This is a genomic window from Bradyrhizobium vignae, assembly GCF_004114425.1.
GTDB lineage: Bacteria > Pseudomonadota > Alphaproteobacteria > Rhizobiales > Xanthobacteraceae > Bradyrhizobium > Bradyrhizobium vignae.
Map to the genome: position 1 here is coordinate 1 of NZ_RDQF01000094.1, position 16767 is coordinate 16767.

At 59.8% G+C, this 16767-nt stretch carries 12 protein-coding genes and 2 pseudogenes; 7 read left to right on the forward strand and 7 right to left on the reverse strand.

What is annotated here, in order from left to right; genetic code table 11:
• Nucleotides 1-480: 480 nt before the first annotated feature.
• The gene (locus tag EAV90_RS37470) at nucleotides 481-1983 is read left to right on the forward strand and encodes a sensor domain-containing diguanylate cyclase (RefSeq protein WP_129146293.1); all 1503 of its coding nucleotides are present in this window, start codon (nucleotides 481-483) and stop codon (nucleotides 1981-1983) included.
• A gap of 780 nt (nucleotides 1984-2763) precedes the next feature.
• Here EAV90_RS37470 and EAV90_RS37475 read toward each other — a convergent pair.
• On the reverse strand, nucleotides 2764-3534 hold the full coding sequence (locus EAV90_RS37475) for a hypothetical protein (protein ID WP_129146294.1): 771 nt from the start codon (nucleotides 3532-3534) through the stop codon (nucleotides 2764-2766).
• Between the two features lie 168 nt (nucleotides 3535-3702).
• Here EAV90_RS37475 and EAV90_RS37480 point away from each other — a divergent pair.
• Nucleotides 3703-3896 (forward strand): annotated as a pseudogene (locus EAV90_RS37480) (DUF3606 domain-containing protein).
• 531 nt (nucleotides 3897-4427) lie between these two features.
• On the opposite strand, the gene EAV90_RS37485 reads toward EAV90_RS37480, so the two are convergent.
• The 4 genes from EAV90_RS37485 to EAV90_RS37500 all read right to left on the reverse strand — a co-directional run bounded on the left by EAV90_RS37485 (nucleotide 4428) and on the right by EAV90_RS37500 (nucleotide 9054).
• Nucleotides 4428-5297, reverse strand: a complete 870-nt coding sequence (locus EAV90_RS37485; RefSeq protein WP_245509720.1) for a carbohydrate ABC transporter permease — start codon at nucleotides 5295-5297, stop codon at nucleotides 4428-4430.
• A gap of 68 nt (nucleotides 5298-5365) precedes the next feature.
• Nucleotides 5366-6475: a carbohydrate ABC transporter permease gene (locus EAV90_RS37490; RefSeq protein WP_129146295.1), complete on the reverse strand. Its 1110-nt coding sequence runs from the start codon at nucleotides 6473-6475 to the stop codon at nucleotides 5366-5368.
• 131 nt (nucleotides 6476-6606) lie between these two features.
• Entirely contained in the window at nucleotides 6607-8232 is a 1626-nt protein-coding gene (locus tag EAV90_RS37495) for a type 2 periplasmic-binding domain-containing protein (RefSeq protein WP_129146304.1), read from the reverse strand.
• A 366-nt stretch (nucleotides 8233-8598) separates the two neighbouring features.
• Nucleotides 8599-9054, reverse strand: a complete 456-nt coding sequence (locus EAV90_RS37500; protein ID WP_129146296.1) for an RbsD/FucU family protein — start codon at nucleotides 9052-9054, stop codon at nucleotides 8599-8601.
• A 285-nt stretch (nucleotides 9055-9339) separates the two neighbouring features.
• Between EAV90_RS37500 and EAV90_RS41035 the strand changes: the two are divergent.
• Nucleotides 9340-9468: pseudogene (locus tag EAV90_RS41035) on the forward strand (methyl-accepting chemotaxis protein); the annotation flags it as partial.
• Between the two features lie 608 nt (nucleotides 9469-10076).
• On the opposite strand, the gene EAV90_RS37510 reads toward EAV90_RS41035, so the two are convergent.
• Nucleotides 10077-10499, reverse strand: a complete 423-nt coding sequence (locus EAV90_RS37510; protein WP_129146297.1) for a hypothetical protein — start codon at nucleotides 10497-10499, stop codon at nucleotides 10077-10079.
• Nucleotides 10500-11081: 582 nt separating this feature from the next.
• Here EAV90_RS37510 and EAV90_RS37520 point away from each other — a divergent pair.
• The 4 genes from EAV90_RS37520 (at nucleotide 11082) to EAV90_RS37540 (ending at nucleotide 15444) form a co-directional block, all read left to right on the forward strand.
• Nucleotides 11082-12497 (forward strand): cytochrome ubiquinol oxidase subunit I, encoded by a 1416-nt coding sequence (locus tag EAV90_RS37520; protein ID WP_129146298.1) that lies wholly within the window; start codon nucleotides 11082-11084, stop codon nucleotides 12495-12497.
• Nucleotides 12498-12508: 11 nt separating this feature from the next.
• Complete coding sequence (gene cydB, locus EAV90_RS37525; RefSeq protein WP_129146299.1) at nucleotides 12509-13516, forward strand: cytochrome d ubiquinol oxidase subunit II; 1008 nt, start codon at nucleotides 12509-12511, stop codon at nucleotides 13514-13516.
• A complete protein-coding gene (locus EAV90_RS37530) occupies nucleotides 13516-13656 on the forward strand; it encodes a DUF2474 domain-containing protein (RefSeq protein WP_129146300.1) in 141 nt (46 codons plus the stop codon). The genes cydB and EAV90_RS37530 overlap by 1 nt, the downstream gene beginning before the upstream one ends.
• Before the next feature lie 1596 nt (nucleotides 13657-15252).
• Nucleotides 15253-15444: a hypothetical protein gene (locus EAV90_RS37540; protein ID WP_129146301.1), complete on the forward strand. Its 192-nt coding sequence runs from the start codon at nucleotides 15253-15255 to the stop codon at nucleotides 15442-15444.
• 856 nt (nucleotides 15445-16300) lie between these two features.
• Here the strand turns inward: EAV90_RS37540 and EAV90_RS37550 are convergent.
• The gene (locus EAV90_RS37550) at nucleotides 16301-16597 is read right to left on the reverse strand and encodes a hypothetical protein (protein WP_129146302.1); all 297 of its coding nucleotides are present in this window, start codon (nucleotides 16595-16597) and stop codon (nucleotides 16301-16303) included.
• Nucleotides 16598-16767: the final 170 nt, after the last annotated feature.

A 16767-nucleotide genomic window follows, 5' to 3' on the forward strand; every position in this document is an offset into this window, starting at 1 on the left:
GACATCATGAAGCAGGCCACTGCGCTGAAGAACGTGGCGCTGCCGGGCCTGATCCCGGGCATCACCGTCAATACCAGCCCGGATGATTATCGCCTGATCACGTCGCTGCGCCCGCAGCGTTTCGACGGCGAGCGCTGGGTTCCGATGTCCGGTACAATGGCCGCGCAATGAAGGCCGCCGATAGTATGGGAGTGCATCATTCGGCAACGGCCGTTGCAGCGCCTTCGCCTCGTCCCATGATGCACGCATCCAGACATCGCGCTCTTCATCTGTCGTCACCGGCATGGCTGATGATGATTGAGGTGGGGACCACGATAGGCGTCGTGCAAAGACTTCATGCAGATCGCGGAGCGGTGTCCCCTCGGTTAACGAATCCTTGCCTCGAAATCACAAATTACGTCCGCTTCGAGCCCATTTCCTCAAGCCGGTTGCCCTATGAGAGGAGCATCGTTGGGGCAAGGACTACGGGAAGCGAAGCGAATGTATGGGCTTGTGACAAAGCCGAGGACGGTCCCGGCCAAACGGCTAGTGGCGCTTGGCGTCGGTCTCATTCTGGGCTTTTCCGGCATCTGCGCGGCCATTCTCTGGGAGATGGCGCGAAAGGATCTTGAGCACGCGAAAGAGGCCGCCACCAATCTCGTGGCCAGCATCGCGAGCGAGATTGACCGAAACATCGAGCTGTATGATCTGTCCTTACAGGCTGCCGCCGACGGCGTGAAGCTGCCTGAGATCAACCGCGTCAGTCCTGAACTCCGGCAGGTCGTCCTGTTCGACCGGGCCGCTACGGCAAAGGATTTGGGTTCCATTCTGGTTCTGGATGCGGCGGGCAATGTCAGGCTGGACTCTCGAACTCTCACCCTGCGTCCAGCGAATTTTGCCGATCGTGATTTCTTCCAGGTGCATCAGACACGGTCGGACGCAGGGCTGTACATCAGTGCACCGTGGGTCACGTTTGACGGCGAATACCTCATTAGCCTGAGCCGGCGCATCAGGGGCCGCGACGGCTCCTTCGACGGCGTTGTCGCCGGAAGCATGCGGCTGAGCTATTTCCACGGTTTATTCAGCAAGCTGAATTTCGGCGCCCAGGATGCGATGACGCTGTTCAACAGCGACGGAACGATCCTGATGCGTGCGCCCTTCGACATCACCAAGATCGGGCAAAACATCAAGGACGCCCAGACCTTCAAATATTTCCCTGCGCACAGCTCCGGCTTTTATACGACCAAGTCCATTGTTGACCAGATCAGCCGCCTCTACGTCTTTCAGCAGGTCGGCAGGCATCCCTTGGTGCTGGCGGAAGGCGTCGCGCTCAACAGTATCTATGCGGATTGGTGGCAACAGCTGTGGTGGATCGGCCTTGTGGTGGCTGCGCTTGTCGCATTCTCGATCGCTCTGATGTTTTATCTGCTGGCGGCGCTGAAACGCCGCGCTGCCGCGGAAAACCAGCTCGCGGTTCTGGCCACAACCGACGCCCTGACGGGGCTCGGCAACCGACGCCGCTTTGATCATGCTCTGGCGATCGAGTGGCGCCGGGCCACGCGCTCTCGTGCGCCTGTCTCGCTGCTGATGATTGATGTCGATCACTTCAAGGCATACAACGACAGATATGGACACCAGGCTGGCGATGCCGTGCTTGCAACGGTGGCGCAATGTATTGCGAGCAGCACCAAACGCACATCCGATCTTGGTGCCCGCTATGGCGGCGAAGAGTTCTCGGTGCTGCTGCCCGGCGTCAGCAAGACCGGCGCATCCGAAGTTGCGCGTCAGATCCGCGAGAAGCTGAGGGTCCTGCGACAAACACAGGGCGAACTGCCGACGGTCAGCATTGGACTGGCGTGCATGTTCCCTGGCGAAGACTACGTGCGGCACGATCTTGTCAGGGCGGCGGACATAGCGCTTTACACGGCCAAGCACGAGGGACGCGACCGCGTCGTCGCCGGCCCAGGTGGGGAGCGGATCGCAAGCGGCAAGCGAGTAGCCTAAAGCGGGATAAGGTTGCGGGCTGCAATGGCCATCGCTGCGCCGGTCATTCTGAATGGATCTCAACGAGAAGTTCCAGCGCCTAAGTGCCGCCAAACGAAACAGCCCCGGCGGGCGGATGCCCGGGACGCTGAGGGTCGCCAGCGAGGCATGCGAGATTCGGGCCCGTTGACGTAGCTCTTGCGACCGCATTGGCTATGGTCGCGGAATGCGAAAGTTTCGAGGACACCGCCGCCTGGCTCGATAAGTCGGAGTTGCGCGCAACTCTCGGCCATCCCACGCTGCTCCAAAGAATTTCGGAGATGCCTCGTCGTGGACGAGAGTAGACTTTTTGTGCGTCTCAATTTGCGCCGGTGAGCAACAGGCTGGGAGGTTCGCAATGTACAAGGAGCGACGGTTGCGTGGGCTGGGTTCGCCATGCCCTCAACAGGCCGCATCCAACACCCTTAACCGCCGCTGCGACAGACTGCTTTGCGGCGAGTTTCGCTCACCAACGGGAGTGTTGGCGAAGGACGTCGCCTTGATCTTAGCCGTATCTGCACCCGTCGCGCGACCGTGTCCTACTTTGCGCCGCAGTTCGGGCCTGAGCAGACAACCGGTACATGCTGCGCGGCAATCTCAGTGCGGCGCGACAGAAGTTCGAGAAGGCCTTATTCGCTCGATTCAGGCAACCCGGTTATCGCCAATAACCTTGAACTTCTCAATGGCAGCCGGCGCTTCATTGAAAGGCCGCCAAACAACCAGCCATAAGTCGCGCTGATACTGTGACCACGCCAGTTCTCGTCAATTCGGCCCAATCACAGCATCAGCGTGACGACTGCCGCTGCGGATGATGACAATGATGCCATTGCGAATGGTAAATCGCGCGCCAAGCAATTTTCGCACCTTCTCCGTGATCGGAGACGGAAAGGCGACAGTTTCCCCCGAAACTGGATCGCCGACCTTGGTTGTGTCAGTCGCGACGCCCGCAACTGGCGCAGGTTTAATATAGTCGCGGACAAGCTGAACCTCTTCACGTGACAGGATCAGCGGAGCCTGGTCGGGATGCGTCTCTGACGACCGCTTGGGCGTTTCGCTGCTTGCCTTGTCACGTCTCTCATTAGCGCTTGCGATCTGATCGACTCTGGCTACGCCTAGCTTGAGCGCGATGATGTCATGTTGAAGTGCTGCGATCTCCAATTTGAGCGAGTTGACCTGCCTGAAGACGATGATCGCGCAAACGCAGCTCACGACAACCCCGACGCTCAGCCCTGCGATCAACCAACGCTCAAGGTTTCTCGTCGACCCTCCTGCCGTCCGAGGGAGTTCATCGCGCTGAAGATGGCTCCGCCAGATGCGGCGTGCTCGGTCCCTCCAACCTGTAGAGCCCGTGACGCCGGCCGCCGCCCGGCCCGACCCAAAATGTGCGGGTGACAAGGCGCCTTCCTCTCGGCCCGGATCAACTGCCGACGCCGTGTCGCCTTGCTCAAGTTCTAGATCCTCGGGGACGCGATCGTCCGTAGTCGAATCAGCGGCACTGTGGAAGGAACCCATGTGCTTATCCAGCCGGCCCATCTACGTCTCCTTGGAGGCATCTATCCACTTCAGCAGTTTCCGCCGCCGGGGCTCGAACATGGTACCCGAACATCCGAGCAACGCCACTGACCCCGCGGGATCTCTGACGATTGTGGAACCTCGTGACTCGTCGTTCGTTTTCGCGAGCGAACGGAGGTTCAGCAACACATGGCCAAGAAAGCAAAGAAACAATCGTCCCGCGGGCGCAAGCTGGATCGTGCCCGCGTGGCGGGCGGACAGGATTATGAGGTGCGGTACGAAGCGACGAGAAGGCGCGCCGATCGGCGTCGGGCGTGAAGAAGGCGGTCAAGAAGGTCGGCAGCAGCCGCAAGAGGGTCGAGCGACGATTGCGGTCCAAATAGGTTGGCGCGGCAAGGGAGCCCCGCCGCGGTCGTGGTGACGCTTCCTGCCATTGCAAAGGCGACTTGAGCGAGGACCTGGAGCCTTCGAGAAGCACGCTACCGAGTTAACCGCTGCGCTTCTGGAGTCGGCACGTAGTGCTGGCCTGCTTTGGTCAGCCACCCAGCCTCGACCATCCGCGTTTGACATTTCGGCTCCGCAAAGGCGACGGGCGCTTCCTGGCCCGCTACGTTGTCGATCGTAACCATCTAATCCTAACCTCCTTGCCGAATGAAAAATCAAACCTGCGAAGACGCACTGTCACTCAATGTTCATTTCCTTGCCTGCCTCCTGAGCTAACCGCGCCTGCCGCCGCGTGCTCATGCGCGGGTTGCGACTGACGTCCGCATCTATGGTTGCGCCTTGCGAATTTGCACTATCAGTGATGGTCTGAGCATCGTCATCTCGGGCTCCCAATATGACTGAAGTTGCCGATGCGCACGCTTTCCGTGGTTGAGGCGCGTCTGTGCCCGTGTAAGCAGGTCGGTCGTCGCCTATTTGCCGGCGCCGGTCGTCAGCCCGCTGACGATGTAGCGCTCCAGGAAGATGCCGATCAGGACGAGGGGCGCGATTGCAGCCGTCGACAGTGCCGCCATCGACCACCAGTTGATGCCTTGCGAACCGGTCTGGCTCGCGACCATCACGGGCAGAGTTTTGGCATCGGTGCTGGTGAGCAGCGCCGCGAAGAAATACTCGTTCCAGCACAACACCAGCGAGAGAATGAAAGCCGCCGCCATACCAGGAAAGGCCAACGGCAGGATGATGCGCAGAAACGCGCCCCAGGTCGAGAGGCCGTCTACGAACGCAGCTTCGTCGAGCTCGATCGGGATCGAGTTGAACTGATCACGCATGATCCAGATGACGATCGGCAGCACCGTCAGTGTATAGAGCAGGATCAGGCCGAAACTCGTGTCGAGCAGTGCCAGGGCTTTGTAGAGCACGAGAAACGGCAGCGCGAGCACGACTGGCGGTAGTATCAGTTGCGACATGAAGAAGAACAGGATGTCGTCATTGCGCATCCATGCGAACTTGTAGCGGAAGCGGCTGAGGCCGTAGGCCGCCAGCGATCCGAAGATCAGCGCTAGCGTCGATGCTCCAACCGAGGTGATGATGCTATTGACGAAACGGTTGACGAATTCCGAGCGCGCCGTCGACGTCCCGAACAGCGTGTCCGGCGACAATCCGAGCGAGCGCCACCCCTTCCAGTCGGGCTGGAAGTCCAGCCAGGGGATCAGATGGGCCTGTGTCACGTCGACTGCCGATTTGAACGAGGTCGTGACGGTCCAGTAGATCGGGAACAGGCAGATGAAGGTCCAGAGCAGAAGTGCAGCGTACACCGCCGCGCGGCCGAAGGTGCGACGCACCCGAGGTGCGACGAGACGTCTGCGGACGGAGTCGGATGCGATCAATAAAGTCACGCGCAGCTCCTTGCCTATGCGACTCTCTGCGTCCAGCGTCTGGACAGGCGCAGCATCAGGGTCAACAGCACGATAATCAAGGCGAGATAAACCATGGCGAGCGCCGTGCCATATCCGACGTTCGAGCGGTCGCGGTAGACGCGGTAGATAAAGCTCGACACCGTGTCGGTCGCCCCGCCTGGGCCGCCGGCTGTAACATTGATGACAATGTCAGCGAGCTTCAGCTTGAAGATGATGCGAATGATGAGGACGGTGACGCTGACCGGTAGCATGATCGGAAAGGTCACGTGCCAGAACGACTGCCAGCCATTCGCACCGTCAACTTTGGCAGCCTCCTGCACTTCCTTGGGCATGGCCTGAAGGCCCGCGAGCAGGATGATCATGATGAAGGGAATCGAAACCCAGGCGTCCATCGCCTGGATCGTCAAGCGTGCCATCCAGGACGACGCAAAGAAGGCAGGATTGTCCCAGCCGAGATAGCGCGCCAGGGTCGCCGCTGGGCCGAAGCGATATTCCAGGAGCGACTTGCCGATCATCCAGCTCACCGCGACAGGACTTAGCATCATCGGCAGCAAGAACACGACGCGAAAGAATTTTCGCCCGCGTATCTCAGCGCTCAGCAGCAGCGCGAGCGCAAAGGCAATCGCGTATTCGCCGAGCACCGCGGCGGCGTAGAAGACCATATTGCCGAGCGCATTCCAGTAATAGGTGTCGGTCAACATGCTCCTGAGATTGTCGAACCCGCTGAAGCGCGGGCCCTCGATCGAGGAGAGATTCCAATCCAGAGCGGCGATGTAGAGCCCGAAGAACGTCGGAAAGATCACGACCGCCACGGTGAAAAAGACTGCAGGTAGCAGGAACAGCGCACGCTGGCCGCGCTCACCGCGCATCAAAACCTGTCCGGCGCCGAACGCAATCGCCCAGAGCAGGTAGACGACAAGGATTGGGCGCCAATTCGCAAATCCGGTCGTGATCGTACCGATCGCGTGTAGGATCTGAATGACGACCGCTAGCAGGAAGATAAGCGAGGCGAGCCCGGTCAGCGCGCGGCCAAACGCCTTCCGCCGGCCGGGTGCGCGCTTCTGCGCCACTTTCGGGGGCGGGGTATTAACAAGAATCTGCATCGAGATCGAACTCTGCTGGATCCGCGGTTACCCAAAAAAGCAGTTGTCCGCGACGATGCGGCCCTTCTCACTCCGTCATTCCGGGGTTAGTCCTGTCCGACCGCCCCGGAATAACGATTGTCATGACACGACTACGCGCCCAAAGAGGCCTTGTAGAGCGCGATCTGCCGCTCGCGGCCGATCTGGTCGGTGAGCTTCTCCCAGGCGGCGGCGATGTTATCGGCGCCGGTCTGCGCGTCGACCCTGCCGGAGAAGATCTTGGTCAACTCGTCCTCCGCGATGCTGTAATACTGGAAGATGCCGGGAATGCGCGGCTCGACTGCGCGGTTCGGATGGTTATAGGAGCCGAGCTGTGAATTCAGGTAGGAGGTGATGTATTTCCTGTCGTAACCCGCCGCGACCCACTCGTCGAACTGGAAGTGGCTGGTCCGATGCGCCTGGAATCCGGAGGGATACATCACCATCCAGAGCGACAGGTCCTTGCCTCCCAAATGCGCAGCCGCGCTCCAGGCCGCCTTGTGCTTCTTCTCGTCGCCATTGACCCGGGCCATGACATAGATGCCCCAGCCTAGATAGGCGCAGTTCGGCGCATGGCTCGGGCCGTTCGCGAGCTTGTCCCACTTGCCGGTCTTGGAATTATAGACGTCGTCCGACCCCGGCAAGATGTCGAAGCCGATGACATCGCCGACGACCGAGGTGTCGCTCGCCTTCGCGACCTGGCCGATGTCTCCCCACCAGGGGATCATCGACCCGATGCCGGCAAGGAACTGCTGGAAGCCGGTGGTGTTCGGATCGGCGTTGAGTTGGTCGGCAGGCTCCGAGGGCAGTGCGTCGATCACGTCCTGGATGGCGCGAACCCAGGCCGGATTGTTGATGCGCGGCTTCATCGTGTCGACGTCAAACAACCACGCCTTGTCGTCGGGATGTTTTGCATAGGCGGAGGCGCGGCTCGCCAGGAAATAGAAGCCGAAGCCGCCCCAGGGCTTTGGCGCGTCGAGGTAGCCGAACACGTTCTGGCCTTTGAATTTCTTGCCGTTGAGGAATTTCGTGACCGACTGCACCTGCTGCCAGGTTTTCGGCACCCCCCATTCGCTCGTGTTGCCGGCGTCTTTCCATGCCTTGGCGAGTGTGGCGTCGGAGAATATATCGGTGCGATAGTTGAAGTTGTGGCAATCGCCGTCGATGGTGACGCGATATGTCTTGCCGTTCCAGGTTCCGACCGGCGGCTTCAGGTAATCGACGTAGTCATCGATATCGATCTGCTTCTTGACCCAGTCCGGCATCTCCGAGGCGAGTCCCTTGCCACACACATCACCTTCGAACGGAGCGCCCATCTCGAGGATGTCGAAGTCGACCGTGCTGGTCGCGATCGCCTGTTGTAGGCGTGGGTTGTAGTCGGCCTGTGCCAGATCGATCCAGGAAATCTTTGCGCCCGTATAGGCCTCCCACGGCTTCAGGAAGCCGCGAAACAACAGGTTATGCAGATTCTGATTGTTCAGCCCCATGAAGGAGAGGTCGATGCCTTTGAACTCGCCCTCCTTGATGCTGGCCTTGGTCGGGCCAAGGCAGAGCTCACCGACCTTTTGCCAGTCGGCGTCGGTCGGAGCACCCTTGCCGATGCCTGGAATCTTCGTGATCTCGGCGCGCAAATTGGTTTGCGCGAATACAAGCTCGGAGAAGGTGCCAAGCGCGCCGCTCGTGCCAAGTGCGGCGGCTCCAGCCGCGCTCTTGAGCACCGTGCGCCGGCTCGGGTGCATTGCGGGATGCTGATCATGCTCTTGCTGCTTCACCACGAAATCCTCCCGTTTTTCGACGCTGCTAATGATAAAGCCTTAGTCAGGTCAGAGTGGGCCGCCTAAGCACCACGGAGAAGTGACGTTCGCCGAAATTCTAGTCGCGGGCCGTGGTGCGAGAAGCCGCGTCGAGTATGCAACGGCACCGATCAAAGTCAACGAATCCGCGCAAAGCGGGCGTGATCGACCATATGCAATGCAACGATGCCTGCGTTCTTGCGCCGCGGTAGGCAATCATACGTGAGCTGGCTCCGGCGAGGGATGTAGCGTCGCCGTCATATTTCCGCCGAATGCCTAGCGTGGCCCGTGCCGCCGCGATGCCTTGGTGGCCTAGGTCGCATCAGGCGGGATCACGCCTTTCTTGAAGATAAAGCAGCCATAGAAGCGCCGTTCTCCGGTCTGGATCACGCAGTACGACTTCTTCGCAAGTTCGTAGAAGGCAAACCGCTCAATCGACGCCAGCGGCAGCGACCGGCCTTCAGAGGCGTCGATTTCCTTCTGTACCTCGACCTGTACGGCCGGGATTTCGTTCGGCTGCCCCACGATCTCCATGCGCAGCGCCGGGCTGTCGACAAAGGAATCGAGCGGTAGCACCGACAGGATCGCGCGCGCGGCGCGGCCCGCGCTGACGTTATCAATCCGGAGCAGCTTTCCGAGGGCGGTTTGTCGGGCGACGGAGTCGGCCGGGAAATTCGTATCGCAGAGCACGAGGTCATCGCCATGCCCCATAGACCGTAACGCATGGAGCACATCAGCATTCAGAATGGGGTCGATCGACTTCAGCATGGCGCGCCTCCTGACCTGTTCAGGGCTCTCTGATCCGCCCAGTATCCGCCGTCTCCGCGCGGTCGTCCATATCGACCGTTCAGAGCCCGCGTGGCCATGTGTACGTTGTCATCGCGCCGCTTCTGCCCCATGAACAATATGGTCAAAGGCATAGACGCACGCGGTCCGTCCTTTCCGACGCGACCCGCTAGATGCGCAACCGCTGCGTTGACCTTGCGTCGATCGGTGTGTCGATCGGCGCAATCCTACTTCGGCACAGAGATCAGCTGGCGTGGATCTCGGACGGTAGAGATTGTCCGTCAGGCGGTAGCCGCCATGAGTGCAATAGAGTTCTCCGCCAAGGAAATCGGAAAGATCATAGGAGTGATAGACGATATTGCGTCCGAGACAAATCTGCTCGCGTTGAACGCGGGAGATCAAGAAAGATCTTGTGAAAGCCAATGAGAGCAGGGCTCCAAGCGTGGCGCATATGATCGACAGGGCATGGGCGCTCGCACGAGTGACGGCGTCCGTGCCGCTAGGTAGTTTTCGGGTTTTTGGCGCAAAGCGGACGTTCGCGACGGCGCGAAGTGGGCATGGTCTAGCTAACTAAAGCGATCGAGAGAGGCCCAATCTGTAGCGACAAGTGTGTACCGGCCCGCCTCAGAGATTTGCCGCAACTTGAAGATTGTGCCGCGGCAATGCGTCGTGGCCAATCGATGGGTCACCGCTCCTCCAAACCGGAATAGCCAAGACATTGGACCGTTTGCAATATTTGACAGTCCGCTCCAGGTTCGCGTGAGTAACTACGGTGACGAGCTACAAATTAGACCAGCCCAACCATGCAACAACGTTCGTCCCCAAGGAGTAGGGCACTTCGCACTTCACCAAATCGCCGCAACCGATCGAACGCTTTTCGGTAGCGTTCGATTATCGAAGGCTTGACCGTTCGCGGCGCGAAGCAGACATTTCGTCCAAGCGCGAGGTCGCCAACGGGCCAAGCCGACATCGCTCTAATCAAGCGGCGATACTTGTCGGGCTTCTTAGCGGCCGTAAGGGAAGCAGCGGTGGCGATCGAGTGTGAGGCCGAAATGCGCTCCCAGCGCAGCGATGGCCGCGTCCTGCTCGGGATAAGGATCGGCATTGGATGCGGCAACGATGATGATCCGAAATCCGCCGCGATCCTTGCCAGCCGGTGGCAGCATCGCTGTAGCCAGGGCATTGCCCTCCCTGTCGCGCAGCGTGAGGAAAACCGGCATCTCTCGCTGTACATAGGCCTCGAGGCCGATGTCGCGCTCGATCGCGTCCGGCCGCTCCGGACGCCAGGACTGGACTGCCTTCTCTCGCTCGTTGCGGAAATATTTCTCGACTGTGTGGCCCATCAGGCGCGACTCATGCGCCGCTTCACCTTCCGTCTCAATACGGAACCAGGTCTTACCCTTCGGCGCGTCGCAAACGTACCGCATTTTGCTCATCCTGCGATCGCTGAAATTCTACGGCGGCGGGCCTACAAAGCCAATATGAGAGTCGCTCCCGTGTATAGCGCTGCACGATCAGAGGGGCTAAGAGTTCTTGATTGGACGTTGAAGTTCTAGTGAGCCCAAACAATACTAGGTCGACTGGAAAAATCCTCTTCAAGGAGCGTCCCGATGCCTGACGTAAGGGAAAAGCAACGCGAAGCCCGCCGGAAGATCATTCGCCAATGGGCGAAGCTTCCGAAGGATAAACGGCAGTCTATGGAGGGGATTTCTGAATTCGCCAGGACCGCCGCTCAGCAGAACGAGAACGCGTTCGTCCGTAGTCGTCGCGCTCGCGCTGGACCACCGGACAATAACCGAAGCGGCGGTCGGGTACTCCCACATGGAGAGCGTCAGTTCGACGAGGTTTCGGAGTCGCCCGCGGCAAGTTCGATTTGAATGTTGCCGCCCCGACGTATTCAGGCTTTCGATCGACACGCGACCGAAGCCTGCAGTCCCGTTCAAGGGACAACCGCCATTGTTGGTCGTCCAGGAGCTGAATGTCATGACGGAGCCGAATGAGGACGCGCTATGTTCGGATTAACGGCGCTCGAGCTCGCCCGTATCCAGTTCGGATTCACCATTTCGTTTCACATTATCTTTCCGGCGATCACGATCGGGCTCGCCAGTTATCTCGCGGTGCTCGAAGGCCTGTGGCTATGGAAAAAAGAGGTGGTTTATCGCGACCTCTACCATTTCTGGTCCAAGATCTTTGCCGTCAACTTCGCGATGGGCGTCGTCTCTGGCCTCGTCATGGCCTACCAGTTCGGCACCAACTGGAGCTATTTTTCCGCTTTCGCTGGAAGCATCACGGGGCCACTGCTCGCCTATGAGGTGTTGACCGCCTTCTTCCTCGAGGCCGGCTTTCTCGGCGTCATGCTATTCGGCTGGAACAAGGTTGGACCCGGCTTGCATTTCTTTGCGACCGTGATGGTGGCAATCGGCACCCTCATCTCGGCGACCTGGATCCTTGCCTCAAATAGTTGGATGCAAACGCCGCAAGGTTTCGAGATCATCGACGGCCGTGTCGTCCCCGTCGATTGGCTGAGGGTGATTTTCAACCCCTCGTTCCCCTACCGCCTCGCGCATATGACCATCGCGGCCTATCTGGCGACGGCCCTGTTCGTCGGCGCTTCCGGCGCGTATCATCTCCTACGTGGGCCCGCAACACCCGCCGCGCGCACCATGCTCTCGATGGCCATGTGGATGGTGCTAGTGGTCGCGCCAACCCAGATCGCCGTCGGCGATGCGCACGGCCTCAACACGCTCGAACATCAGCCCGCGAAGATCGCCGCGGTAGAGGGTCACTGGTCCAACGAGTCCGGGCAAGGTATCCCGCTGATTCTGTTCGGCTGGCCCGATATGGCCGCAGAGACCACACGCTATGCCATCGAGATCCGGCACCTCGGCAGCCTAATCCTCACCCACCGCCCAGACGGCCAGTTTCCCGGGCTCAGCGAATTTGCGCCCCAAGATCGGCCGAACTCAACAATCGTATTCTGGTCCTTCCGGATTATGGTCGGACTTGGCTTTCTGATGTTTGCGCTCGGCCTTTGGGGAGCATGGCTCCGCTGGCGCGCGCTCCTCTACGACTCGCGCGCTTTCCTGCGTTTTGCGACGCTAATGGGGCCGAGCGGGCTGATCGCCATTCTCGCCGGCTGGTTGACCACCGAGATCGGCCGCCAGCCCTGGGTCGTCTATGGCGTGATGCGTACCGAGCACGCGGTCTCGAACCATTCGGCACTCGCTCTGTCGAGCACGTTGATCCTGTTCATCGTCATGTATTGCGCCGTGTTCGGCACTGGCATTCGCTACATGCTGAAGCTCGTCGCCAAGGGACCACGCACGGAGGATAAGGAAGAGAGCGCGCGCAATCGCGGCCAGGCGCTGCGTCCGGCGCGGCCGCTCTCCGCAGCACCGGACGACGTCAATCCGGCAATCGGTTAAGAGGCTAGTCCATGGGTATCGACCTTCCTCTCCTCTGGGCCATCATCATCGGTTTCGGCCTGATGATGTATGTCATCATGGATGGCTTCGACCTCGGAATCGGCATCCTCTTTCCCTTCGTGAGCACGCGCGAGGACCGAGACACGATGGTGAACACCGTGGCTCCCGTTTGGGACGGCAACGAAACGTGGTTGGCGTTTGGAGGCGCCGCGCTGCTTGCGGTCTTTCCGCTGGCCTACTCGGTCATCCTGAGCGCGCTCTATCTGCCACTGATCTTTATGCTGGCCGGCCTCATCTGGCGCGGCGTCGCCTTCGAGTTTCGTTTCAAGGCAGACGAGGCGCATAGGCCCTTCTGGGACAAGGCCTTCGCCTGGGGCTCCTATATTGCGACCGTCTCGCAAGGTGTAGCGCTCGGCGCTTTCATCAACGGCTTCGAGGTGCGGGAACGCGCCTACGCGGGCGGGCTGTTCGATTGGCTAACGCCCTTTAGCCTGTTCGCCGGCGTCGGTCTCCTGGTTGCCTATGCCCTACTGGGGACGACCTGGCTGGTTATGAAGACGGAAGGGGCACTCCAGCAGCGGATGCGGAAGCTCGGCCAGCCAATCACGATCGCATTGCTGGTAGCAATCGCGATCGTCAGCCTTTGGACACCCTACGCGCACGCCGAGGTGGCGGGCCGCTGGTTCTCGCTGCCCAACCTCCTCTTCTTCGCGCCGGTGCCAGTGCTTGTGCTGCTTGCCACGTGGGCGCTCTTGAAGACACTTGGCGGCGATAGCCACGCCGCGCCCTTCGTGCTCGCTCTGCTATTGCTATTCCTTGGCTATACCGGCCTCGCCATCAGCCTCTGGCCCAACATCATTCCGCCGACCGTTTCTATCTGGGACGCGGCGGCACCGCCGCAGAGCATGGGTTTCACGCTTGTAGGAGCATTGTTTATCATCCCGTTCATCCTCGCCTATACCGCGTGGTCCTACTACGTGTTCAGGGGCAAGGTGAGAGCCGGGGAAGGTTACCACTGATGAGGTCTTCTCCTTTCCATCGGCTCTGGGCACGCCGCATCGGCTGGCTGGTCCTGATCTGGATGGCCAGCGTTACCGCGCTGGCGATCGTCGCTGCCGGAGTCCGGATGCTGATGAATCTCGCCGGAATGACGACGTGAATGCTTGAAGTGCAATGGATGATCCGTGTTGGTTGGCGGTAATCCGAGACGGCCGATGCAAAATGGCCACGACGAAATGAATGCTTGACCTATCCCGTTAACAACTCGATCCGGAGGGCAGGAAGCCCATCGTAATGGACAGACGCAGGAAGCCTTTCCAGTTGGCGCGCGGGGCCATGATACGCAGAACTCCTTTGGGGCAGGCCTGGATTCAAGACGAACGAACTCGGCCAGTTCCGACCGGCCTGCAAACTTCTGACTCAGCTCTCCGTTCGGGAAGGCAAAATAGAACGCGCCGCACCGATCTAACGAAACGCTCGTATCGTGCTCCCGGATAAGGTTGCTTATGACAAGATCAAAATCATACTTCTGAGCCAGATTGAGCGCCTCTTCCGTGTTGAGGGCGATTTGTAAGTCTATGCCCATGTCCCGAAGAATACCTTCTTCGAGCCGATTGTTTGACGGCCTGCCGTCCACCCAAAGCACCCGAGCCCCCACTAGTGCTGGATATACGCGTTCGGCACGAACGAGCGCCCCATTAGCGAAGCGGAAATCAAACTCTCGATGCACCTGCAAGCCTTGGACCTGCAATCCTCTCTGTTTATCGAGCTCCGCCAGCTTTTCGGCTGCGGCAGCTTGGTCAAATTTCCAACCGGGTCCCAAGCATCAAGTTCACGCTAGGGCCTTTCACAGCGCAGACCGCTAACGGCAATTGATGGCTCCTCATCCGATCCGCCGCACGGTTCGATGCCGCACGTATGATGCTGGAACAAGGGACCGGCGGCTGAAGCGCGCAGCTTTCGATCGCGCCTTCGGATCGGGACCGGACTGAGGATGAGCCCCCTTGGCATTACCCTTTCTGCGAACGCCGCAACGGCGCATCATCCCCGTTCTCGCCAAACGCCGATCGCTCCTTCCAGCACAGGCGTCACCCCGCCGGCGCGGCTTCGCGGTTCCCGGCTGGAGCGACGAAGCGACGCGACGGTGGCTCGATAACGCCTCATCCAATGTGGGCCGAGGTGGTTAGTCATCACTGGACCTTCATGCGATCCAAGAAGTGCAACACGCGCAGCAGAGCGACAGTTACGAGCATGGGCGTCCAGACACTACATCGGCGGACAGCGCGCCAAGACGGCCGTTCCAACAGGGGGCTGGATCGCCAGACTCAACGTGCCGTGTCGGCTGGACTCGTGAAGCTGTTCGCTCCAAAGTCCGGCCGAACGTCTGCGCCGCTCTTGCCGCGGGCCGCGCCGATGAAGATCAGCGCGGCGCTACGGCGCTCGAAGCTGATCACGAACGATGAGCCGCAGCTGCTCACCTCCCGACGTCGAGTCGCGGGACTGATGATGCGTCTGAACTGTGTGACGCATCCGACAAAAGTCCGCGCCTGCCGGAACGGGCAGGCTTTCGCGGAGTCAGAAAGTGCAGCGCGGCTGACTTAATCGCTATCCTTGATGAAATTGTTAGCTGGGCCCAAAGCGCTCACGAGCCCGATCGCGATGGGAATCCGCGCGACGCACGTTCACGGGCTTTTGGATCGAAGTGTTCTTTCATGGCGTTTACGTTGAAGTGTCCCCTGAACTCAGGGAGGTTTCGATGATCAGAAAAGCTCTTATCTTGTTCGCCCCCGTCGGCGCGAGGGCGATGGCTGTACTGGGGCTTCTGCACGCGGCGGGTTCGGCGGCAGTGGTTTTCATGGCCCCGGTTTCCATGGTGGATTCGCACGAGGGGGTTGGCACGGCGGCGGCTGGCGCGGCGGATTTGGCCCCGCTCTGGCCGGCGGACTAATTGCGGGAGCCGTGATCGGTGGTCTCGCTTCGTCCGCATACGCGTGGGGACCTGGCTACGGATACTACGGTGGGTATGCGCCATGGTATTATGATCGTGGCTGCCCTGAGCCCGGTTACGGGGAATATTACAATTGCGGTGCCTATGCCGTGCCCGGGTATGGCGGCTATGCGCCTGCATATTACGGATATCCGTATGGTCCTTGGTGAGCTCCCGAGCCACCAACGCTTTGGGATGACTTGTTGACGAAGTGAATCGCCTCGGCTGACGTCGGCGTCTCGTTTGCTGTTTGGTTGGGGATTGTCTGACGTTCACGCTCCGTCACACAGGATGCCTCGCGGTATGGGCCAACAGCGACGGTACGGCCGCTGTTGGCGCGGTTCGATATCTCGAGCACCAAGGTCGATATGTGGTCGATGATCCGACCATGCAGGGAAATTACTTCAGGCTAGGAGCCCTCGAACTTGAATGAGGTGAAGTTTGGCCCGATACGCTCGACTTTTCCTTGGGCGTCAAGTTGCAAATCGAGTTTGACGACCTCTGCAACTCGAAGATCTCGGATGCGGCTTGCTCGACAGAGTTAGCGGCGGCCTTCTCCCGCATGCGTTGCTGGTACCGAGCAGCTCGATCTTCAGCACGTGCGCTACCGCCTGGTGGGCGAGCAGCGGACCGCGATCATCAATCAGATCCGCTGCTTTCTTCTAGAGCACGGTGTCACGGGCGCAGAATAAAGCGGAGCTGCACCAAGAATATTGCAGGCCGAATGACAGTTCGGCATTCTGGCCGTCGTCATCATGCGCGGCCGCGACGTGGTCTCGGCCTGGAGGCAGCAGTGACCACGGCGAGAGACTGGGCGCTATTGCGTCTTCAGGAGCCCGTTGGCGTAATCGTTCTTTGGATTGTACCCGGAGTCGTGGAGATTCTTTAGATACAAGGCATGATCCTTGCTGCTCACACCGCCCTGCCAGACCGGAGATGGACCCATGCGCGCAAATGCGGCGTTTGGGTTCGGACGGGCATATGGGGTTGGGTTCATCGCGGCGGCAGATGCGCTTGGCTTCACCGCGCGGGTATGATGAGTCCGTTGCGCGGCCAAAGTGGCGGAAGTGGAGAGCGCGAGGATAGCAAGGCTGACAAGGATGCTTCTGGTCATAGTCATCCTCCCGGAAAAAAGCCCCAGCACCAACGACACTGAACTAGCACTACTTTGGCAGATTGTTGATTTTGGCGCGTTTTATAGGATTCCCGAATCAATTTTTCAATGATTCATGGGTGGTCGGCTCTTGGAGGGCTGACCATGCTGGGATGGGAAGACGAACTCGA